The sequence below is a fragment of the Psychrobacter sp. MF31 genome, from assembly GCF_012847335.1.
GTDB lineage: Bacteria > Pseudomonadota > Gammaproteobacteria > Pseudomonadales > Moraxellaceae > Psychrobacter.
In genome coordinates, this window is the sequence record NZ_JABBDX010000004.1 from 64382 (window position 1) to 85361 (window position 20980).

At 45.3% G+C, this 20980-nt stretch carries 19 protein-coding genes; 9 read left to right on the forward strand and 10 right to left on the reverse strand.

The window, feature by feature from the left end; all coding sequences use genetic code 11:
• The first annotated feature begins 176 nt into the window (after positions 1 to 176).
• Positions 177 to 1997: an acyl-CoA dehydrogenase C-terminal domain-containing protein gene (locus HF322_RS06600; RefSeq protein ID WP_169392624.1), complete on the forward strand. Its 1821-nt coding sequence runs from the start codon at positions 177 to 179 to the stop codon at positions 1995 to 1997.
• 244 nt (positions 1998 to 2241) lie between these two features.
• A complete protein-coding gene (locus tag HF322_RS06605) occupies positions 2242 to 2697 on the forward strand; it encodes a hypothetical protein (protein ID WP_223193206.1) in 456 nt (151 codons plus the stop codon).
• A 19-nt stretch (positions 2698 to 2716) separates the two neighbouring features.
• On the opposite strand, the gene HF322_RS06610 is transcribed toward HF322_RS06605, so the two are convergent.
• A complete protein-coding gene (locus HF322_RS06610; protein ID WP_169392626.1) occupies positions 2717 to 3121 on the reverse strand; it encodes a 5-carboxymethyl-2-hydroxymuconate Delta-isomerase in 405 nt (134 codons plus the stop codon).
• 40 nt (positions 3122 to 3161) lie between these two features.
• On the reverse strand, positions 3162 to 3635 hold the full coding sequence (ybaK, locus tag HF322_RS06615; RefSeq protein ID WP_169392627.1) for a Cys-tRNA(Pro) deacylase: 474 nt from the start codon (positions 3633 to 3635) through the stop codon (positions 3162 to 3164).
• A gap of 201 nt (positions 3636 to 3836) precedes the next feature.
• Between ybaK and plsB the strand changes: the two genes are divergently transcribed.
• On the forward strand, positions 3837 to 6506 hold the full coding sequence (plsB, locus tag HF322_RS06620) for a glycerol-3-phosphate 1-O-acyltransferase PlsB (protein ID WP_223193224.1): 2670 nt from the start codon (positions 3837 to 3839) through the stop codon (positions 6504 to 6506).
• Positions 6507 to 6589: 83 nt separating this feature from the next.
• On the opposite strand, the gene ettA is transcribed toward plsB, so the two are convergent.
• On the reverse strand, positions 6590 to 8251 hold the full coding sequence (ettA, locus tag HF322_RS06625; RefSeq protein WP_169392628.1) for an energy-dependent translational throttle protein EttA: 1662 nt from the start codon (positions 8249 to 8251) through the stop codon (positions 6590 to 6592).
• Positions 8252 to 8563: 312 nt separating this feature from the next.
• Between ettA and HF322_RS06630 the strand changes: the two genes are divergently transcribed.
• Positions 8564 to 8845 carry a GNAT family N-acetyltransferase gene (locus HF322_RS06630; RefSeq protein ID WP_169392629.1) on the forward strand — a complete coding sequence of 94 codons (282 nt, stop codon included), beginning with the start codon at positions 8564 to 8566 and terminating at the stop codon, positions 8843 to 8845.
• Between the two features lie 233 nt (positions 8846 to 9078).
• Positions 9079 to 9372, forward strand: coding sequence for a 4a-hydroxytetrahydrobiopterin dehydratase (locus HF322_RS06635; protein WP_169392630.1), 294 nt, complete (start codon positions 9079 to 9081; stop codon positions 9370 to 9372).
• A gap of 175 nt (positions 9373 to 9547) precedes the next feature.
• Here the strand turns inward: HF322_RS06635 and HF322_RS06640 are convergent, their stop codons facing one another.
• Entirely contained in the window at positions 9548 to 9703 is a 156-nt protein-coding gene (locus tag HF322_RS06640; protein ID WP_169392631.1) for a DUF1328 domain-containing protein, read from the reverse strand.
• A 366-nt stretch (positions 9704 to 10069) separates the two neighbouring features.
• Between HF322_RS06640 and HF322_RS06645 the strand changes: the two genes are divergently transcribed.
• Positions 10070 to 11500 (forward strand): trans-acting enoyl reductase family protein, encoded by a 1431-nt coding sequence (locus HF322_RS06645; protein ID WP_169392632.1) that lies wholly within the window; start codon positions 10070 to 10072, stop codon positions 11498 to 11500.
• A 313-nt stretch (positions 11501 to 11813) separates the two neighbouring features.
• On the forward strand, positions 11814 to 12662 hold the full coding sequence (locus HF322_RS06650; RefSeq protein ID WP_169392633.1) for a hypothetical protein: 849 nt from the start codon (positions 11814 to 11816) through the stop codon (positions 12660 to 12662).
• Positions 12663 to 12778: 116 nt separating this feature from the next.
• Here the strand turns inward: HF322_RS06650 and HF322_RS06655 are convergent, their stop codons facing one another.
• Positions 12779 to 15280: a Tex family protein gene (locus HF322_RS06655; RefSeq protein ID WP_169392634.1), complete on the reverse strand. Its 2502-nt coding sequence runs from the start codon at positions 15278 to 15280 to the stop codon at positions 12779 to 12781.
• 334 nt (positions 15281 to 15614) lie between these two features.
• Between HF322_RS06655 and ompR the strand changes: the two genes are divergently transcribed.
• Positions 15615 to 16409: a two-component system response regulator OmpR gene (ompR, locus tag HF322_RS06660; protein ID WP_308811485.1), complete on the forward strand. Its 795-nt coding sequence runs from the start codon at positions 15615 to 15617 to the stop codon at positions 16407 to 16409.
• A 98-nt stretch (positions 16410 to 16507) separates the two neighbouring features.
• On the opposite strand, the gene HF322_RS06665 is transcribed toward ompR, so the two are convergent.
• From HF322_RS06665 to ubiG, 4 genes are all read right to left on the reverse strand, one after another.
• Positions 16508 to 16774, reverse strand: coding sequence for a DksA/TraR family C4-type zinc finger protein (locus HF322_RS06665; protein WP_169392635.1), 267 nt, complete (start codon positions 16772 to 16774; stop codon positions 16508 to 16510).
• Between the two features lie 73 nt (positions 16775 to 16847).
• On the reverse strand, positions 16848 to 17636 hold the full coding sequence (locus tag HF322_RS06670; protein WP_169392636.1) for a YciK family oxidoreductase: 789 nt from the start codon (positions 17634 to 17636) through the stop codon (positions 16848 to 16850).
• A 71-nt stretch (positions 17637 to 17707) separates the two neighbouring features.
• Positions 17708 to 18421, reverse strand: a complete 714-nt coding sequence (locus tag HF322_RS06675; RefSeq protein ID WP_169392802.1) for an HAD family hydrolase — start codon at positions 18419 to 18421, stop codon at positions 17708 to 17710.
• Positions 18422 to 18515: 94 nt separating this feature from the next.
• Complete coding sequence (ubiG, locus tag HF322_RS06680) at positions 18516 to 19346, reverse strand: bifunctional 2-polyprenyl-6-hydroxyphenol methylase/3-demethylubiquinol 3-O-methyltransferase UbiG (protein WP_169392637.1); 831 nt, start codon at positions 19344 to 19346, stop codon at positions 18516 to 18518.
• A 374-nt stretch (positions 19347 to 19720) separates the two neighbouring features.
• On the opposite strand from ubiG, the gene HF322_RS06685 reads away from it, so the two are divergent.
• Entirely contained in the window at positions 19721 to 20341 is a 621-nt protein-coding gene (locus tag HF322_RS06685; RefSeq protein WP_169392638.1) for a thiol:disulfide interchange protein DsbA/DsbL, read from the forward strand.
• A 129-nt stretch (positions 20342 to 20470) separates the two neighbouring features.
• Here the strand turns inward: HF322_RS06685 and yjgA are convergent, their stop codons facing one another.
• A complete protein-coding gene (yjgA, locus tag HF322_RS06690) occupies positions 20471 to 20980 on the reverse strand; it encodes a ribosome biogenesis factor YjgA (RefSeq protein WP_169392639.1) in 510 nt (169 codons plus the stop codon).

Genomic DNA, 20980 nt, shown 5'->3' on the forward strand with positions numbered 1-20980 from the left:
TACTTAAATTTACATGAATAAAAATTATAAATAGTAGTTTTACAGCGATCAAGCTTTTATACTAAAAGCCATGCTGACCTTTAGATTTAAACTAAGTGCTTTAAAGTAATTGTTTTATATCAAAAATTTTAACTTTTTAAATCACACTCACCTTTTAAATAATAAGAGAAATGAATATGTTAACGTATAAAGCCCCGCTTCGTGATATCAAATTTTTGATTAATGACGTTTTTGATTATCAATCCCATTACAAAACCCTTGATAACGGCGCGAACGCTGACCCTGAAACGGTCGATATGATCTTGCAAGGCATGGCAGATTTTGCTGAAAACGTTTTGGCGCCCATTTATCAACCGGCGGACGCTGAAGGCTGTCACTTTAATAACGGCGAGGTCACCACCCCAAAGGGCTTTAAAGAAGCTTATCAGCAGTTTGTTGAGGGCGGCTGGCAGGGTATCTCTTATCCTGAAGAATACGGCGGGATGAACTTGCCGATGTCCTTAAACCTAATCAAAGCTGAAATGATTGGGACGGCAAACTGGCCTTGGGCGATGTATCCGGGGCTATCCACAGGCTGCATCAATACCCTTTTACAATACGGTACGCAGGCGCAAAAAGACACCTATTTACCAAAGCTGGTTGAAGGCAGCTGGTCGGGAACCATGTGCTTGACCGAGCCGCAATGTGGCACGGATTTAGGTCAGGTCAAATCCAAAGCCATTCCGCAGGACGACGGCACGTATAAGCTTTCTGGCACCAAGATTTTTATTTCAAGCGGTGAGCATGACTTAACTGAAAACATCATTCACATTGTGCTGGCACGCCTTCCCGATGCGCCTGAAGGCACCAAAGGTATCTCGTTGTTTATTGTACCAAAATTTTTGCCCAATGATGCAGGCGAACTTGGTGAACGAAACGGCGTCACTTGCGGCTCGATTGAGCACAAAATGGGCATCAGCTCATCCGCCACTTGTGTGCTTAACTTTGATGCCGCGACCGCCTTTTTGATTGGTGAGCCGAACAAAGGCTTAAAAGCCATGTTTACCTTTATGAACACCGCTCGCATTGGTACCGGAATTGAAGGTCTTGCGCATACCGAGCTGTCCTTTCAAAACGCCTTGCCTTATGCCAAAGAGCGCCGCTCCATGCGCGCGTTATCAGGCGCTAAAGACCCCGAAAAAGTTGCCGATGCCATCATTCATCACGCTGATGTTCGCCGGATGCTACTGACCCAAAAGGCGTTTGCTGAAGGCGGTCGCTCGATGATTTATCATGCGGGGCGCTACGCCGATAAAATGACCCAAGGTATCGTTAATGGCGATGATGAAGAATTTGCCAAATGGGATGACAAGCTTGGCTTTTATACGCCGATTTTAAAGGGCTTTTTGACCGAACTTGGCATTGAAGCTGCCAAACATGGTCAGCAAGTTTACGGCGGTCACGGCTATATTAAAGAGTGGGGTATGGAGCTGATTGCGCGTGATGCTCGAATTGCCACCATGTACGAAGGCACCACGGGCGTTCAGGCGCTTGACTTATTAGGTCGCAAAGTCATTTTGCAGTCCAAAGGCAAGATCATCCGCGATTACACCTCAAACATCATGAAATGGTGCGGCGAGTATGCCCTTGATAAAGACATGCGCAAATTTGTTTGGGCGCTCACCAAGCTTTGTGCCGAATGGAACACCCTAACCGTCCGCCTCATGCTCATGGCTCGAAAAGACCGCGAGATCATCTCAGCCGCCTCGGATGACTTTTTGATGTATTCAGGCTACGTCATGATGGGCTACCACTGGGCGCGGATGGCAGCCATTGCTTATGACAAGCTCAAAAACGGCGGCACGGAATCGCCCGAATTTTACACCGCCAAAGTGCAAACGGCTGATTTTTACTTTGATAAAATTTTGCCGCGAACTTCAGGTCACGCTGAAGGCATGGTTGCCCCAAGCGAGAGCATGATGGCAATGGATATTGACAGCTTTGCGTTTCTTGATTAATTAACTAATTAATTAGCTAATGAATAATAAGTTCTAAAAAAGCGCTCAAGTTGGGCGCTTTTTTAATGGTAACTACTGAACTTTCAGCAAATTTTTTACCGCAAAATTGTATTAAGGCAAACTTACAAAAGCGCATCACGAACGTCTCAAACCTTCATTGTGAATAGCAGATTATTTTTTTAAGCTAAATTAACAGCGAAAAATTTAAAAGATAACTATCAAAGAAATAATGAGGTCAATTAAAATGAGAACTTTTAAAAGTTTAAGCGCCGTAGTGCTATCGTCAGCACTTTTATTGGCAAGCTTGAGCATGACCGCCCAAGCTCAAAATACGGCGGCTACGGCAACGCCCATTCAGTTTACCAAAGGTCAAGTCAGCACCGTTATCAGCGGCAAGCTGTTGCCAAAGCAAGACGCTCAGTGGTATCAATTTAAAGCAACCGCCGGTCAATTTGCGCTGATTAATATCACGCTGCTTGCAGGAACGTCTGAGACCGCCAACGTTGGTGTTTTATACATGCCTGACGGCAGCTATGACGGCAATAAAGGCGGCATCGTTTATCAAGGTTGTCTACCAAAAACTGGCACTTATAAGCTAAAAATGGGTCGCAATTTGATGGCAACTCATGGCAAAACGGCAGGCTACCGAACTGAAGTGATTATTTTTCCAGAATACGCCAGCCGTGAGCTTTGCAATTAGTGTTGCAGCTTAAACGGCACTAAATGAACAAATCGGTAATCGGCGCAGGGCAACTTGCCAAGATTTTTTTATGATAAATGTCGCTTAAGTCCTCAACTTCAACGCAAATTTGCAAGGTGGCACGACCGGACTGCGAATCACAAAGTGCCGTTTCAATGGTCGTGACCAACAGCGCCGCAAGCTGATTTTTAATATCTTCATCGCGACCTGCCATGATTTTTAATTGCGCGTAAATAAAGCCTTGGGCTTGCTCATCGTCCTCAACGCCCACCAAAAAACTTGGAACGCTGAGCAGTCGCGATTTAATATCGGTGGCTGATTTAAAATGACCGCTGTCCCAAAGGGCTTTATTGAGTGTTTTAAGTAACTGCTCGCTGTGGGGAATGACGACATTTGGCGTGGCTTGAATGGTTAAATGGGGCATCATTTTTCCTTGTTATAATCAATTATTGTTGTAATAACTACTAAGAGGTTTCGGCTATATCAGCAAATTTAGCCGTTAAAGCCGTTGCCAAATCCTTTGGGGACAATTCAATTTCTAAACCGCGGCGACCGGCGCTGACAAAGATGGTGGCAAAGTTATTTGCCGTCGTGTCAATCACCGTTGGTAGTCGTTTTTTCTGACCTAAGGGGCTCACGCCGCCCAAAACGTAACCGGTACTTTTGAGCACTAAGTTTGGGTCTGCCAGTTGCACTTTTTTGCAGCCAAGTGCTTTTGCCATTTTTTTAAAGTTTAACGTCGTGGTGACTGGAACAATCGCTACGGCAAGCGCTTTGCTGTCGGTTTGAACAACCAACGTTTTAAAAATCTGCGCGCCATCCTTATTCATTTTTTCAGCGGCTTCCAGCCCAAACGACGCGGCGTTACTGTCGTGGTCGAACTCATGAATGCGGTAGGTTAATTTGAGCTTATCAGCAAGGTTAATGGCAGGCGTCATTGATTCTCCAGTAAAATACGACAAAATTTCGGCTAAAAAATTGTTAAAGTCATCTCATCTTACGCAAAATAGATGCTGAAATAAACCATTTTAAGTGCTGGTTAATAAAGTGTATATATCGCTTTGATGGCTTTTATGGCATCATAATCAGCATGCTATTGCCCATTTGACCACTTTTTTAGTTATGATTAATCTATGATGATGCCAAAATTTTTACAAAATAAAGCCAAGCGCAAGGTCAGTAAAACAACATTGCCACTGCCTTACGCCAATGCGCCCATCAATCAGCTGTACCGAAAGCTGTCGGGACAAGCGCTTGATGTGGCGGTCAAGCCAAAATTGCTTGGCGATCTGCCAAATATTATTGATGACGGCACGCTTACCTTTTATGTGCTGCAAGATTATTCGCGATCGAACAGCATTTTGATCGATTTGCAGTCACAAGAGTATGGCTTGCCGCCAGCGCTTGCTCAAGTTCAAGATGCCGCGCACCACATCGATGAAAACGCGGCGATTGTCTTTTTGCATCATCCCAAAGCCAAAAATGATCAGCTTTCTCCGCGATTAGCAAGGCTTGTGGCGGCAAGTTTGCAGTTTCCTGAACTCAACATTCAACTGGTTCCGGTGTCCATTTTGTGGGGTCGCGCCCCTGAAAAAGAGGACTCGCTGTTTAAACTTTTGGTCGCGGACAACTGGCAAGACCCAAGCATCAGCAAGCAGCTGTTTAATATCGGCGTGATGGGTCGCGATACTTTTGTTCAGTTTCATGAGCCGCAGGAGTTGCGGGCGTTGATTCAAGATTATTTATTTGACGGTGAGGACGCGCCAACTGATTTGGTCAATTCAAATCTTCATCAAACAACCAGTAGCCGCGACCTTATTAGCACCGATATTGCCAATCGCGAGTTGGTTCAGCATTTACAATCGCAACTGGGCGGCTATTTGGATAAGCAGCGCGCTTGTATGCTGGGTCCTGATTTGTCCGATAAGCGCAACTTGGTGGACAAACTTATTTACTCGCCGGCGCTCAAACATGCCATCGAGCGTGAAGCCGACGAAGAAAACATCAGCGAAAAAGAAGCTCGGGCTCGGGCGCGCGGCTATGCTTATGAGATGGTCAATGACTACTCTTATCCGATCATCCGCGTGTTTGATAAGTTTTTGACTTGGCTCTGGACTCAGCTTTATGATGGCGTTGAGGTTCATCATTTTGAGCGCGTTCGGGCATTGGCAGCGGATTATGAGGTCATTTATGTGCCTTGTCATCGCAGCCATGTGGATTATTTATTGCTATCCTACGTGATTTATAAGCGTGGCTTGAGTATCCCTTACATTGCTGCCGGTGACAATTTGGACGCGCCGGTTTTAGGGTCACTACTTCGCGGCGCGGTGGCGTTTTTTATCCGCCGAAGCTTTCGCGGCAATGCCCTTTATACGGCGGTGCTTCGTGAATATTTGCACACGCTGATCACTCGAAATACGCCGATTGAATATTTTATTGAAGGTGGTCGCTCACGATCAGGACGGCTATTGCCGCCAAAAATGGGCATGCTCGCGATGACGGTTCATAGCCAACTTCGTAAAACCAATAAACCGGTGGTCTTTATCCCCACCTTTATCGGCTATGAGCGCATCATGGAAGGCGGCACCTATATTGGCGAGCTTAAAGGCAAACCCAAAGAGTCCGAGTCACTCATGGGACTGTTAAAGGTCAGCCGAAAAATCGAGCGTATTTTTGGGGATGTTCATTTAAGCTTTGGAACGCCCTTGTATTTAAGCGATTTTATGACCAAGTTTGATGTCGCGCCAAACAGCTTGCCGCCCGATCGCACCGACACGCCATTTGATAAAAACGCCAGCGCTATGGTGGATAATATCGGCGTGAAAATCATGCAAAATATCAATAAAGCGGCGGTGATTAATCCGGTGTCACTGCTTTCACTGGTCTTATTATCCGCACCAAAAAACGCCCTTGATGAAAACGTTTGCCGCGAGCAAATCGCCCTTTATCAAGGTATTGCCCGAGCGATGCCGTATGCCGATGATACCGTCATCACCGAGTTGACGCCGCAGCAAATCATCGATTATGGCATTAAGCTTAAACTTATTGAGCGAACGCCGCACGTGTTAGGCGATATTATCAAAGTTGCCGATAAGCAAGCCGCGCTGCTCAGCTATTTCCGAAATAACATCTTGCACGTGTTTATTTTGCTATCGTTTTTGGCGGCGCTTGTGGCGCGAAACGGTCGCATTAAACGCAGCCGATTTGATGAGATCGTCACCCGACTTTATCCGTTTTTACAAAGCGAGCTATTTTTATATTATCCGGCGCACGGTTTGATGGCGGTACTTAATCAAAAAATTGACAACCTCATTGAGCATCAATTGATTGTGGATTTGGGCGATGGCTATTTGAGCATTCCGGATGCCAATAGTCGTCACTATCAGCAGTTAGAAGTTCTGGCAGCTCCCGTGGCGCAAAGCCTTGAGCGCTATTTTATGACCCTTGTTTTACTATCGCAGCAAGGCTCGGGCAATTTGACTGCCGATGAAGTTATTGATTTGTGTCATTTGCTTGGTCAGCGCTTGTCCGTACTTTATGCTGATGATATTCCAGACTTTTTTGACCGATCGCTGTTTATCAGCTTTGTGAATGCGCTGATTCGTTTAGATTATTTGCAAAAAGATGAGGCAACGGGCGTATTAAGCTTTGATCAGCGCATTGATGACATTGCTTATTATGCCAAATATGTGCTTAGCCCCGATGTGATGCAAATTTTAAAGCAAGTGGCAAGCCTTGATGAGGTCGCGATGACTCATGCGATGACGGAAATTAATAAGAAAAAATCGCTTTTTAGCCGAAAACGCTAATTAAAAAAAGTTAATTGAAATACCAACAATAAAAAAGACCGCTTAAATTGAGCGGTCTTTTTTTAATGTTCACCATTTATCTATTAACTGGCAATTTTTTTATACTTCATGCGTTTTGGCGTGGCATCATCGCCAAGCTGTTTTTTACGATAAGCTTCAAACTCAGAATAGTTGCCATCAAACCAAATCGGACCTTCGTCTTCAAAGGCTAAAATATGAGTGGCAATACGGTCAAGGAACCAGCGGTCATGCGACACGACCATGACTGAACCGGGGAACACCTGAATGGCATCCTCAAGGGCGCGCAAAGTTTCGATGTCCAAGTCGTTTGACGGCTCATCAAGCAAGATGACGTTGGCGCCTTGTTTGAGCGTTTTTGCCAGTTGCAAGCGGTTGCGCTCACCGCCGGACAGTTGACCGACGTATTTTTGCTGATCTTGACCTTTAAAATTAAAGCGACCGATATAAGCTCGGCTTGGCGTGGTGTAATCGCCAACAGTGATGATGTCAAGACCGTCTGACACCTCTTCCCAAACGGTTTTTTTGTCGTCCAAGTTGTCGCGAACCTGACCCACGTAAGCGACGCTCACGCTCTCGCCCAAGTCCACCGAACCGGTATCCGGCTTGTCTTTACCGGTAATCATGTTAAATAGCGTGGTTTTCCCCGCGCCGTTGGGACCAATAATCCCGACAATCGCGCCCGCAGGAACGTTAAAGCTTAAGTTTTCATAAAGCAGTCGGTCGCCAAATGATTTTGAGATGTCATTAACTTCAATGACTTTGTTACCCAATCTTGGACCTGGTGGAATATAGATTTCCGCCGTCTCGTTACGCTGTTGGAACTCTTTTGAGTTCAATTCTTCAAAGCGCTGAACGCGAGATTTAGACTTGGCTTGCTGACCTTTTTGGTTTTTGCGAATCCACTCAAGCTCTTTTTTAAGCGCTTTAGCAAACGATTCTTCTTGCTTTTGCTGCTGCTCTAAGCGCTTGTTTTTTTGCTCAAGCCACTCGGTATAGTTGCCCTCATAAGGATAACCATGACCGCGATCAAGCTCCAAAATCCACTGCGCCACGTTGTCCAAGAAGTAGCGATCATGGGTAATGGCAACAATCGTGCCGCTGTAATTTTGTAAAAACTGCTCAAGCCAAGCGACCGATTCGGCGTCCAAATGGTTGGTTGGTTCATCAAGAAGCAGCATATCTGGGCGCGACAAAAGTAGTCGACAAAGGGCAACTCGGCGTTTTTCGCCCCCTGATAATTTGCTAACGTCAGCATCCCAAGGCGGCAGTCGAAGTGCATCCGCCGCTTTTTCAAGCTGATTGTTTAAATTATGAGCGTCCCAAGATTGGATGATGTCTTCCATCTTGCCTTGCTCTTCGGCAAGCTTGTCAAAGTCAGCGTCAGGCTCGGCATATTCGGCATAAATGGCATCAAGTCGCGCGAGCGCATCTAGCGCCTCACGCATACCATCTTCAACGTTACCGCGAACGTCTTTGGTTTCATCCAATTGCGGCTCTTGCGGCAAATAACCGACTTTGGTTCCCGTTTGCGCTCGCGCCTCACCGCTGAAGTCTTTATCCACCCCTGCCATGATGCGCAGCAAGGTTGATTTTCCCGCGCCATTAATCCCAAGAACGCCGATTTTGGCGCCAGGGAAAAAGGATAAGTTGATATTTTTTAGAATTTCGCGCTTAGGCGGAACAAGTTTTGACACGTTGTTCATCGTGTAGATATATTGTGCCATTGATTCTCCGATGGTCAGCTAAAGGTTAACAGCGATAATGCTGAAAAACACAAAGCGATGAGCAAAAAAATTAACAATAACAATCGCTTTAAGCTTTTACAATAAGCCATAAAAATTGTTCGTCATTATCGCATTGTGGGGCGGCGGCTGCAAGCAAGGCTCAGCAATTTACTGATTTCGAGGCAATTTTCAATCCTCAAAATGAATGTTTTGATAATTTATCCAAAAATTGGCATAATCTTGGTATGAATAACAATAAATCCAATCAAAAAACGCCAGTATAATAGTCGTATAATAATAAGGAGTTGCCTCATGACAGACGCCATGAATATCACGCATAACCAATCAGCTCAGCGCTTCAATATCACTATCGATGGTAAAACAGGCTATTTAAGCTATCAAGATTTGGGTGATCGCTTGGTGTTTGATCACACCATTGTCCCACAAGCGCTTGGTGGTCGCGGTGTTGGCTCAGCACTGGTCAAGCACGGTCTTGATTTTGCCCGCGATCAGCACAAAAAAGTCGTTCCACAGTGCTCATTTGTTGCCAATTACTTAAGCAAGCACCCTGAATATCAAGATTTAAAAGCATAATGCTTTGCTTAATATGCTTTACTTAATGATCAGGCAATCACGGAACACCACTAGCATTTAACCCTTAACTATTTTTAACCGTTAATCCTAAAAGCCCGACTGTCCGACCGCTTTTGCCTCGCCTTTTGATGCCACTTTTTAGTGATGTTAAAAAAGCAACAAGCAAACGCGGCGACAGCTGGGTTTTTTGCCCAACCTCAAGCCATTTTTTTCCAAATTATAAGGATAATAGTATGAGTAGCTTATCTGACGACCAAGTTGACTTGCAGCTCGAGGACTTGGCAGGCTGGCAGCGCGATGGCAACAGCATCGTTAAGACCTATCATTTTAATGACTTTATTGAAGCGATGAGCTTTATGAACCAAGCGGCGTTTTATGCCGAAGCTTTGGAACATCATCCAGAATGGCGTAACATTTATAACGTCGTTGAGGTGCGCTTGATGAGTCATGAAACTGGCGGCATCACCAGCCACGACATTCGCTTGGCAAAACGAATGGAATATATCTTAAAGCCGAAACATTTTTAAATTAGCTGATTTGAAAACAACGTTTGAAAACAGCTTTTGATAATAGGTAGTTTTCAAATCATTCAGTTTTAAAAAGTTGTAATTACATCATCAAGCATAAAAAAACGTCCTAAACTTAGGACGTTTTTTTTGAAACTATTTTTTGTAAGCTAATTAAATGTTAGCCCAAACCGCATTACATTCTGCGGCTTACAAAAGCGACGATGAACAAAATCACCGCAACAACTAAGAAAATATAAGCTAGGTTTGATGAAAGACCCGCCACACCGCCGAAACCTAACGCACTTGCGATCAAAGCGATCACTGCGAAAATAATAGCCCACTGAAACATAACTCTTCTCCTCATAAATGGTTGATATTGCTCATCTAATTTGATGCTCAATAAATTGGCTTATTGACGTTACTTATCTGTTATTGTTTGTCTTCATCAGATTAGATGCAGTTTATTGATGGTAGTTAAAACAGCACCCGATGTTGTTCAGCGCTTAGACCATGGAAGTAGAGTAGCAATATTTTTTGATATTCTGCGTTCCTTTTAGTAAGGATGACGCTATGTTATGTAATCTGTGTAGTAGTATTACAAGAATTGTAGCGAAATTGAGGATTCAGACAGTATTTGCTTATACTGATCAAGCGTTGTGTGTCAAATTTCACCCCAAAAAAGCGTTTTATGACCAATTAAGATAAGGAGTCGGCAATGACCACCCCCTCAAAAATAGATAATAATATCAATCAAAGCGGCAATTTAACTCATCAAACCTTAAAAAATAACACGGCTCAACCCAATAACAATAACGATCAAGATCGCAATTTTGATATCGTATTATTTGGCGCAACGAGCTTTGTTGGTAAGCTGACCGCAGAATACTTGGCAAAATTTTTGGCAGACGGCAAATGGTTCCCAAATGCTGACTTGACGCCGACCTCAAGCCAAGACCATTCAACCACGACTTTGCGCTTTGCCATTGCCGGTCGCGATAACGCCAAGCTTGAAACGTTAAAACAATCGCTGCTGGCAAATCATGATCAAAAAAAGGCGATCAATAAAACATCACAAGATATTGATATTGCCATTATTATTGCTGACAGTGATGATGAAAGCAGCCTTGAGGCAATGGTCAAACAAACCCGAGTCATCATCTCAACTGTCGGACCTTATCTAACCTTTGGCGAAAATTTGATCAAAGCTTGCGCCAATTGTGGCACCGATTATGTTGATTTGACCGGCGAAGCAATTTTTATTAAAGACATGATGGATCGCTATCAAGATGCCGCAAAACGTAGCGGCGCGCGAATTGTAAACTCTTGCGGATTTGACTCTATTCCCTCAGATTTAGGCGTTTATTTTACTCAGAAAACTGCTAACGCGCAGTTTGATGAACCTTGCTCTGAGATTCATATGCGCGTAAAAGCCGCCAAAGGTGGACTTTCGGGCGGAACGGTTGCCTCTATGGCAACGATATTTGGCGAAGTTGGTCATGATAAAGCGCGCCGCCGCCAGCTTGCCAATCCTTATTTATTAAATGATGACCCCAACGCCCCAACCGTCCGCCAAGAAAAACTTAATAAACCGCAATATGATATCCACCATAATCGCTGGCTTGCGCCGTTTGTGATGGAAAGTATCAATTCAAGGATCGTTCATCGCAGCAATCAGTTGCAAGGTTATGCTTATGGTCGCGATTTTAAATATGATGAAGCCGTTTGGATGAGCGATGGCATCAAAGGTCAGCTGATGAGCGCTGGCATGAGCGCCGGAATCATAGCGTTTGCGATCGCCATGGGTAATAAAACCAGCCGCCAGTTTTTATCGGATCACGTTTTGCCAAAATCTGGAACGGGACCTTCTAAAACCGATCAAGATCAAGGCTATTTTGACATTCGCTTTTTTGGTCAAACTCCAAATCAAAAATTGATCGCAACCCAAGTCACCGGTGATAAAGACCCCGGCTACGGCAGCACCTCAAGGATGCTGGCGCAATCTGCATTGTGCTTGGCTTTAGATGTTGCTAAATCTGACGTTCAAGGGGGGTTTTGGACGCCCGCTTCAGCGCTTGGGGACAAGCTGATTGAGCGCTTAGAAGCTTTTGCTGGGATTCATTTTTCAGTGAGTGAAGAAAAGGCTTAGCACTGATAAAGCTTGGCACTGATAATTCTTAGTACTGATATCAATTTGTTCCATATTCCTTAATTAGACCGTCTAGTTTAGGCGGTTTTTTTATGGCTGGCATTTGGCATTGGTTAGTCTCGCTTCACTGTTTTTCATCGTATGCTTTAAGTAAATAGTCTTGCTGTTTTTGAGCCTTTTGCTACATATCACTACACATTATTAGCGTAATCATACAGTGAAACTCAAACGCTTGGCTTACCATGATATCTGGCAAAACCTTATTGCTATAATGAATTAATGATAGTTCTTAATGACAGTTTAGGAGGAAAAAATGAAAATGAACGTATTGACTGGCGCGGTGATGGCTGCCGGATTGGTCATGGCAGCAAGCTCTGCAAATGCGGCGATGAAAACAGATGGTCACGGTAACGTCGGTTATGATACGTATGAAGAGTGCGTGGCAGCTATTGAAGATGGTTCAGCCAAATTTTATACCCCTTATACGTATCAACAACCCAAGCGCCAAGCTGGCGAAGCAAGCGTCAAAAAAATGCGCTTGTCCGATGTGGCAATTCCTAAGCACATTATCAGCGGTCAATCCTTAAAAGCTGAGCATTATAAAGGTGGTGCTTGTGATTTGGGCGTTGGTCAGTCAAACGGTCGTTATGGCGTTTCAGGAGCTTTGGTTGGCAAATATGTGCCGATTGCCGCAGACATGCCAGTCAACGTTTATATGGATAAAAAAGGCAATCCAGTTCGAGTGACTATGCAGCAATGTGATAACCATTTTAGCAATAAGTTCCCCATGCCAGTTGCTTACACCGCTCAAAGCACTGAAGCGCCTGCTCCTGATGCCGAAATTGCAATTCAAGAGGCGCGTACCGTCGAGCCGATCGTCGTTGAAACCAATCGCGTGATTCGCCCATCAACAACAGCATACCGCGTGAAAGAGGTGATCGTTGCCCCTGAATCACAAATTAAGCGGGTAAATACCAATGCCGGAACCGCAATTGCTATCGAAGATGGCAAAAAAGCGGTGGTCGTTGGTCAAGAGGTAGATGAAGCCATTTTAAATGATACTGAAATTGATGGCACTTTTCCGGTGATTCAAGTTCCTAATGCTAGAACTACTCAGCGCTTGGTAGAAGCGGATGCTGATGAGGTTGTGATTATTGAATAAGGGTAATTGACAGGATAGTTGTCAGTTAACTAATCGCAATTATAAACATAAAAAGCGGCTCATTAATGAAGCCGCTTTTTATTGAACTGTTAAAAGTCCTATTTTTTAAATTGTTGCTATTTTTTGCCTTTTTTCACGCCAGCTTCTTGTAATAACGCACCAAACGTACCAATTTTTGCTGGGGCTTCAGATTTTGCCTTGGCAGCTTTTGTGGCTTTTGGACGGCTATTGTTGCTGTCTTTGCACGGCGCTGAGTGATTTTTGCCGCCTTTATTTTGCGGGGCTTGGCGTGGCTGATCAGATTGAGCTTTGGCTTTTGGGGCGCTTTGAAATGGCTCAGCTTTCGACGATTGCGCCGATTTTTCTTGCTCCGCTTTCATGCTAAAGCCAATGCGACCGCGAGCTTCATCGATAGAAATGACGCGAACGCTGACGATATCACCGGGTTTGACGCGGTTCATGGGGTCGGCAACAAAGTCATTTGCCATCTGCGAGATATGAACCAAGCCATCTTGATGAACGCCCACATCAACAAAGCAGCCAAAGGCGGTAACGTTGGTCACCACGCCTTCTAAAATCATGCCTTCAGTCAAGTCTTTGATGCTGTTAACATCATCGCGGAACTTTGCCGTTTTAAATTCAGGTCTTGGGTCGTGAGCAGGTTTGGCAAGCTCATCAATAATCGCTTTGATGCCAACGCCACTGTCATCATTGACGGCTTTGGTATCCAAGCGGCTCAACGCCTCAACGTTGCCAAGCACGTCACCGATACTTAATCCTGATTGGCTAAGCAGCTCATTGACTAGCGCATAGCTTTCAGGATGAACGCCGGTGGCATCAAGGGCATTGTCCCCTGAGCGAATCCGCAAAAATCCGGCAGCTTGCTCAAAGGTTTTGCTGCCAAGTCTTGGAACATTTTTTAAATCTTCACGGCTTAAAAATGCGCCATTGTCGCGGCGATAATTGACGATTTGCTGAGCTACGTTGCGGTTAAGTCCCGCAATGTGCGCCAAAATCGCAGGGCTTGCGGTGTTCACATCAACGCCTACGCTATTGACGCTATCTTGAGTCACTTTATCTAGGCTGTCAGCAAGCTGATTTTGGTTCACATCGTGCTGATATTGACCAACGCCGATGGCTTTTGGGTCGACTTTAACCAATTCCGACAAGGGGTCTTGAAGTCTGCGCGCAATTGATACCGCACCGCGAACCGAAACGTCTAATTCTGGCAGCTCATCGCTTGCAAGCTCACTTGCTGAATAAACGGACGCTCCTGATTCATTAACAATGACCGCTCGCGCTTTTAAATCGCTGTTTGTGGCTAATATCTCTTTGATCATGGCATCAGTTTCGCGGCTTGCCGTACCGTTACCAATAGCAATCAAATCGACATTGTAACTGCTTAACAAGTCATCAATGACCGCTCGAGCTTCCGTCATTTTATTGTCAGGCGCAAATGGATAAACGGTTGCCGTAACAAACTTGCCATCCTTGTCCGTCATGACCTGACCTTGGTCGTCAATCAATGCCATTTTGACACCGTGACGGATGCCCGGATCAACGCCCAAGATCACTTTGCGACCAGCTGGCGCTGCCATCAATAAGTGCTGCAAATTATTGGCAAACACGTCAATGGCATCAGCTTCTGCTGCTAAGCGTTTTTCTGTGAGCAATCGATGCTCAATATGCGGTCGCCATTTGTCCGACCAAAGCTTATTTGCCGCCTCTAACAAAAAATCGCGGCGAGCGCTTGGCTCCATTTGTGCCAAATGAAAATGGCGGACAATTTTTTCAATAAACGGCGCATCTTCGCCATCGATTTTAAGTCCAAGCACGTTTTCTTGGCGACCGCGAAGCATGGCAAGCAAGCGGTGATTCGGAAGGCGCGCTAGGCTTTCTGAATGCTCAAAGTAGTCTTTGAATTTTTCGCCGACCTCACGTTTGTCATCGCTTGCAACGTTTGAAACGATTTGCGCGGTTTTGGCAAAGCTTTGACGAAGCTCATCAAGTAAATCTAAAGCTTGCGTCCAGTCATCAATGATGATCGCTTGAACCCCAATAAGCTGCTTGTCACTGTTGTTAAATGCCTCTAAATCAACATCTTGATTTTCAGCATCGTCCGCCGCTGCTGGCAGTTGATAATCGGCAAGCGCGGCGATTGGCTCAACGTTAGTGGTTAAGATCGATTCGGCAATTGGCGCAAGCCCTACGGCGCGAGCTTTTGCAGCCAGTGACCGGCGGCGCGGTCGATACGGCAAATAAATATCTTCAAGCTCAAGCTTTGATTTGGCAGCCTCAATTCGGCGCGTCAATTCATCGGTTAAATTGCCTTGATTGCTCAAAAGTTCGATGATTTTTTGGCGGCGGCTTGCCATATCGCGCTCATAATTGAGGGCTTTTTCAAGCGCTCGCAGCTTGATATCATCCAGATTTTGAGTTTTATCTTTACGATAACGGGCAATAAAGGGCACAGTCGCCCCTTCATCATAAAGGGTAACAAATGCCGCCACTTGAGCTTGAGTAATTCCAAGCTGAGTGGCTAATTTGGCATGAATCAAAGCCGATTGGTCAGCTGTCAGCTGATCTTGAAAAGACGTTTGGGAATCAGTGCTACTCATAACCGTATCAATCGTTAAAAAATATAATTTGGCATTATAGCAAAAAGTGCTTGAATAAAAATCATTTTTATTTTTCCGTTTATCCGCCATGTTTTAAGCCAAATTTGCCGACCGCCTTTCGGTAAACAAACGCATACAGCAAATATGCGCCTAAGTGATGCAAAAGTTTGTACAATCTTATAAACTAAAGTGGTAAGTAAGGTTTTTTGCCAAAGTTTAGTTTTGCTCAGGCAGTGAGGATCATTGCAGCACGATAACGGTTCGATAACACCAAAACAAAAGCGGCAACCAGAACAAAATGGACAATAATAACGGTTTTTTAGGGGATATTTGCATGACGGACAATACCAATAGCAACATCAATATGGACAACATGACTCAGCGCATTTTAGTGGTGGATGACGATGCCAGATTGCGCTCTTTACTTCAGCGGTTTTTAGAGGACGACGGCTTTGTGGTTCGCACCGCGCATGATGCCAGCCAAATGGACAAACTGATGCAGCGTGAGCTGTTCTCATTGGTCGTTCTTGACTTGATGCTGCCTGGTGAGGACGGTATCAGCATTTGTAAGCGCTTACGCGAAGACAATGCTGACATTCCGATTATTATGCTCACCGCCAAAGGTGGCGACGCCGATCGCATTGCTGGTCTTGAAGCAGGCGCGGACGATTATTTACCCAAGCCCTTTAACCCAAAAGAGCTGCTGGCGCGAATCAAAGCGGTGTTACGCCGTCAAAACCGCGAGCTTCCAGGCGCGCCAAGCTATCAATTAGAAGTTGTTGAATTTGGACCTTGGACGCTTGATTTGTCCACCCGAACGCTCAAACGCGACGGCAACGTGGTCACTTTAACCACGGGCGAATTTTCCGTATTAAAAGCATTAGTTCAGCATCCGCGTGAGCCATTGACCCGCGATAAGCTTATGAACTTGGCTCGCGGTCGTGAATGGGGCGCAATGGAGCGCTCAATTGACGTTCAAGTCTCACGCCTTCGCCGCTTGATTGAAGACAATCCTTCACAAGCGCGCTATATCCAAACCGTTTGGGGCGTGGGCTATGTGTTTGTTCCGGATGAAACCTCAGCAGAAGATAAAGCAATTTCAGAAAATGCCGTATCTCCTGAAGCTTGATCCTCAAGCTTAGCCATTATTTAACCCTAAAAAAACCGATGGTCATCAAGTATGCCATCGGTTTTATTATTTTTTTATGGTTTAAAACCATGAAACCGTTAACGAAGCTGGCTGTCTTTACTGCCGCGGCGGTTAAATAGCTCAATTTTTTTCGCCTGACTTTCAAGCGCGCTTTGACAGCGAACGCAGTGCTGAACGCCTTTTAAAGCTTTTCGGCGCGCCTCCGGAATCGCCTCTCCGCACTCATCGCAGTATTCTGCGCTATCCCCCGTTGGTAGCGCCCGCCGAGCGCGGTAGAGCGCATCATTGACCGTGGCGTCCATTTGCTCATGCTCAGCGCCATCTCGTGACCAACCTCCTGCCATATCATTATCCTTGTTATTTTATAAAAACAGTTGAATAACAATAAGATGGCGGCAATTTCTCAATTTTCAATGGCTAGTTTTTCGGCTGAAGCGCCACCACTTGACCGTGAACGTTGATGCTGTCATCACTCATCAGGCAAACGTAGCCTGCCATGATGTCCTCAGGGGTTTTAAGGCTCAGCGGATTCTCCCCCGGATACGCATGAGCGCGCATGTTGGTTCGGGTCGCCCCCGGATTGATGCAGTTAAAGCGCAAATTGGTGGTATTTTGCGTTTCTTGAGTGAAAATATCGCTCATGCCTTCAACTGCTTGCTTGGATAACGCATAAGCGCCCCAAAATGCTCGCGGATGTGTGCCAACCGAGCTTGAAGTAAATACAATCGAGCCATTTGGCGCAGCTTTTAACCGTGGCAGCATGGCTTGGGTCAGCATCAGCGTTGAGGTGACATTCACTTTCATCACTTTTGCAAACAAATCGGCGTCATACATCTCAAGCGGCGTCAGACTTCCCAATATTCCTGCATTATGAAGTAAGCCATCAAGCGCGCCAATTTCTTTATTAATCATCACCTCAAGCTGCTGCATCTCAGTAAAGGTGGCATTTTCAAGGTTCATCGGCAGCATGGCAGGTTGAGCGCCGCCCATACTTTCGATCTCATCATAAACGTATTCAAGCTTGCTACTGGTGCGACCAAGCAGCAGCACCGTTGCGCCAAGGCTTGCGTAGGTCAGCGCGGCAACTCGACCAATCCCATCACCTGCGCCCGTCACCAAAATGCTTTTACCCAATAGGCTGTCAGCTTTGGGAACAAAATTGCGAATGTCGTCGTGGCTCAACGTTAAGTTATTAGGTTCAGTCATTAAAGCGCTCACTTTGGCATCATTGTGGGTTAACAAATTCAGTGGTTGAAAACTTAGTTTTAATTTAAAATTTAAGCGGCAACGTAGTCAAATTCATCGGACAATAGCAGCTCATAAAGGGCTTCTGGTGTGTCAATGATATAATCTGCGCCCCACTCTGCCAATCTGTCTTGATCTTCAGGCGGAATATAACCATAAGCGGCTAAAATCGTTGGCATTCCTGCTGCTGCGCCCGCTTCAATATCGCGAACATGGTCGCCAACATAAAGTACATTTTGCGCCACTTCTTGAGAAAGGTTTAGCTTATCAAGGGCAAGCAGCATCGGCTCAGGATCGGGCTTAGCTTTGGTCACATCTTGCGGGCAAACGAGCACCGAGCAGCGCTGATCCAAAGCTAATGCCGATAACAAGGCTTCTGCCAAATAGCGCGGCTTATTGGTGACAATGCCCCAAGGAATATCCTTGGCTTCAAAATATGCCAAAACGTCATCAAGGCGGGTGAACAAACCGCTGTCCACGCAAATATCCGCGGCATAATTATCTAAAAACTGCTGACGAAAGCCAAGTAAGGTTGCCTCATCAAGGCTGAGCTGCTCATTGTGCCGAAGCATCAATTTGACCATCGCCGACGCGCCCGCCGAAACTTGCTCGCGAATTAAGGCTTCATCGGGAACTTGCCAGCCATTTTGAGCGCTCATTTTACCAATAATGCGCACAAAATCGGCAGCCGTATCAATCAAGGTGCCATCTAAATCAAAAAGAACGGCGTTTATTTTTCGGCTCATAGCTTTTGGCTTCATAGTTACTGCTCAAAAAGTTAGCGGTTTATTAACATTAAATTTGAACCAAACTGAGGTTTCATTCTCAATTTATTTGCCATCATAACGGCTTTCGTACCGCCAGCATATAATTGACATCGACGTTTTGCGCCAGCCAATAGCGTTTGGTGATGGGGTTATAATGCAGCCCAATGATGTCTTGGCGCTCAAACCCTGCTTTAATTGCCATACTGTCAAGCTCAGCTGGGGTAATAAATTTGCCATAATCGTGAGTGCCACGGTCTAAAAGACGCAAGACATACTCAGCGCCGATAATGGCAAATAAGTACGATTTGGGGTTGCGATTGATGGTTGAGAGCACACAAACGCCGCCCGGTGCCAGCAAATCAAAGCAAGCTTTTGCAATGGCAGCAGGGTTTGGGACATGCTCAAGCATTTCCATACAAGTGACGATATCAAACTGACCGGTGTGATTTGCTGCCAGCGACTCTGCGGCAATAGCTTCATATCGCAACGTGTGCTCAAGACCGCTTTGCTTAGCATGAAGCGCTGCTGCCTTTAGGTTTTCCTCACCCAAATCTATTCCTAATACGTCAGCGCCGCGCCGCGCCATGGACTCAGCTAAAATACCGCCGCCGCAGCCAATATCGACGATTTTTTTACCTTTTAAAACGTCTGACGCTGCATTGTCATCTGAATTATAAACCCGAGCTGCATTTTCCGATATCCAGTTCAATCGTAGCGGGTTGATTTGATGCAACGTGGCAAACGCACCTGAGTCATCCCACCACTGCTTGGCTAAATTATTAAATTTGGCAATTTCACTAGGATCGACATTGGTTTTAGGCTGAGTCGTGTGGGTAGTTGGGCTTTGTTGAAATTTTTGAGTATGGTTATTTGTTTTTTGGCTATCCGCCTCAATTTGGCTCATCATTGATCCTTTTTTTTGTCATTATAATCGGCGTCATTGGGCTGAGCATCATCTTTGCAATTGCCAATTCCCAATCATTCGCCATCATGGTAGCATGAGCGCTGAATTTTGTCCTTTATCTATCGTGACTTAGGGTGACAAGCAGGCGAATGTGTTGCTAAGTTTTAACTTGCGCTTGAAAATGCTCACCGTTTAACAACTTAGGGTTAAGATTGTGATTCACAACTCCCTAAGATTTGCGTTATTATAGTTGAGTTTAAGGGCAATGAGCTGTTTTAATCATTATCGTTTTGGTTGGTGTGACTCATCATTTTGTCACCGCCTTCATTTATCAATATCTGCCACTATACTTATCAAGCGCTTAAGGAATCTGTATGAAACGTGTTCTTGCTCTGACTGGACTGACGGCTGCGATCGGGCTTGCCGCGATGGGCGCAAATGCCGCCGATTATGTCGCCGGAAAGGACTACCGCGTTCTTGACAACCCTGAAACCATCACTGGGGATGCCATCATTGTTCGCGAGTTTTTTTGGTATGGCTGCCCGCACTGCTACAACCTAAATCCGCACATGGAAAAATGGGCAAAAACCAAGCCTAAAGATGTGGCATTTTTTAAGACGCCTGCTGCGCTCAACCCCGTTTGGGAAGCCAATGCTCGTGGATTTTACGCCGCGCAATTACTAGGCTTTGAAAACAAAACTCATGATGCTTTATTTGATGCCATTCAAAAAGACGGCAAAAAACTGTTTGACCAAGCCTCTTTAAGCAAATGGTACGCTTCAAAAGGCGTTGACCAAAAGAAATTTAACAGCCTTTACAACTCATTTGCTGTTGGCACTAAAATCGGGCGCTCTCAAGCCGGCGCAAAACGCTATCAGTTGTCAGGCGTTCCTGCCGTTGTCGTTCAAGGCAAATATGTCGTGACTGGCGAGAGCGCAGAAGTGCCAAAAGTGGTCGATTACTTGGTGAAAAAAGTCCGAACTGAGAAAAAATAAATAAAAGCTGGGTTTAAAATTAAAAAGCCAATCCTAAACGATTGGCTTTTTTTAATACTTTTTTTAACAAGTCAATGATTAGAAACAATAAATCAAAAATATCAACGCCACTTATTTAAGTTGGAATAATTATTTGAGCTGAGACAGCAACGCCACTTCGCGAATATAGCTTTGCAAATCGGCAACGGACTCGGCAAGCAATTCATCATCTTGCAAATGACGGGCATATTCAATCCAAAGCAAGAGCTGATAAAGGCTGTTACGCTCAGAAGCTTGAAACTGCTTGGTAAATTGCTTAAGCGTACCCTCATCATGAAGGTTGAGCCGCTCTTGCCAGCTCTCAATCTTCGCGATTTGCTCTTTGGCAAACACGGCTTTAAAAAGCGCCTCGACCAAAACATGGCGATCTTCTTCCACCATCAATTTGCCGACGCGCTTGGTTTGGCGATTGCGCGCATTGGCGTTGGTGATGTCAGCAAGGGCAAGCAGCTCTGCCATAAAATAATCACTTGCTGGCAGCGCTTTGAGCTGCTTTTTGGACAAACTTGCCAATGGCACGGCTAGCTGCTGCAAGCGCTCATGAGCTTTTTTTAGCTCCGTTCGAGAGACGCGCATGTCGTGCTCAGACCAATTAATCAT

Bases quoted from the DNA above. Each gene is read 5' to 3' on its own strand.
- HF322_RS06630 (WP_169392629.1), top strand. From the start codon at position 8,564: ATGACAGACGCCATGAATATCACGCATAACCAATCAGCTCAGCGCTTC.
- HF322_RS06600 (WP_169392624.1), top strand. From the start codon at position 177: ATGTTAACGTATAAAGCCCCGCTTCGTGATATCAAATTTTTGATTAAT.
- HF322_RS06655 (WP_169392634.1), bottom strand. From the start codon at position 15,280: ATGAGTAGCACTGATTCCCAAACGTCTTTTCAAGATCAGCTGACAGCT.
- HF322_RS06645 (WP_169392632.1), top strand. From the start codon at position 10,070: ATGACCACCCCCTCAAAAATAGATAATAATATCAATCAAAGCGGCAAT.
- HF322_RS06610 (WP_169392626.1), bottom strand. From the start codon at position 3,121: ATGCCCCATTTAACCATTCAAGCCACGCCAAATGTCGTCATTCCCCAC.
- HF322_RS06675 (WP_169392802.1), bottom strand. From the start codon at position 18,421: ATGAGCCGAAAAATAAACGCCGTTCTTTTTGATTTAGATGGCACCTTG.
- HF322_RS06605 (WP_223193206.1), top strand. From the start codon at position 2,242: ATGAGAACTTTTAAAAGTTTAAGCGCCGTAGTGCTATCGTCAGCACTT.
- HF322_RS06665 (WP_169392635.1), bottom strand. From the start codon at position 16,774: ATGGCAGGAGGTTGGTCACGAGATGGCGCTGAGCATGAGCAAATGGAC.
- ettA (WP_169392628.1), bottom strand. From the start codon at position 8,251: ATGGCACAATATATCTACACGATGAACAACGTGTCAAAACTTGTTCCG.
- HF322_RS06670 (WP_169392636.1), bottom strand. From the start codon at position 17,636: ATGACTGAACCTAATAACTTAACGTTGAGCCACGACGACATTCGCAAT.
- yjgA (WP_169392639.1), bottom strand. From the start codon at position 20,980: ATGATTAATTGGTCTGAGCACGACATGCGCGTCTCTCGAACGGAGCTA.
- HF322_RS06635 (WP_169392630.1), top strand. From the start codon at position 9,079: ATGAGTAGCTTATCTGACGACCAAGTTGACTTGCAGCTCGAGGACTTG.
- ompR (WP_308811485.1), top strand. From the start codon at position 15,615: ATGACGGACAATACCAATAGCAACATCAATATGGACAACATGACTCAG.
- HF322_RS06640 (WP_169392631.1), bottom strand. From the start codon at position 9,703: ATGTTTCAGTGGGCTATTATTTTCGCAGTGATCGCTTTGATCGCAAGT.
- ybaK (WP_169392627.1), bottom strand. From the start codon at position 3,635: ATGACGCCTGCCATTAACCTTGCTGATAAGCTCAAATTAACCTACCGC.
- HF322_RS06650 (WP_169392633.1), top strand. From the start codon at position 11,814: ATGAAAATGAACGTATTGACTGGCGCGGTGATGGCTGCCGGATTGGTC.
- ubiG (WP_169392637.1), bottom strand. From the start codon at position 19,346: ATGAGCCAAATTGAGGCGGATAGCCAAAAAACAAATAACCATACTCAA.
- HF322_RS06685 (WP_169392638.1), top strand. From the start codon at position 19,721: ATGAAACGTGTTCTTGCTCTGACTGGACTGACGGCTGCGATCGGGCTT.
- plsB (WP_223193224.1), top strand. From the start codon at position 3,837: ATGCCAAAATTTTTACAAAATAAAGCCAAGCGCAAGGTCAGTAAAACA.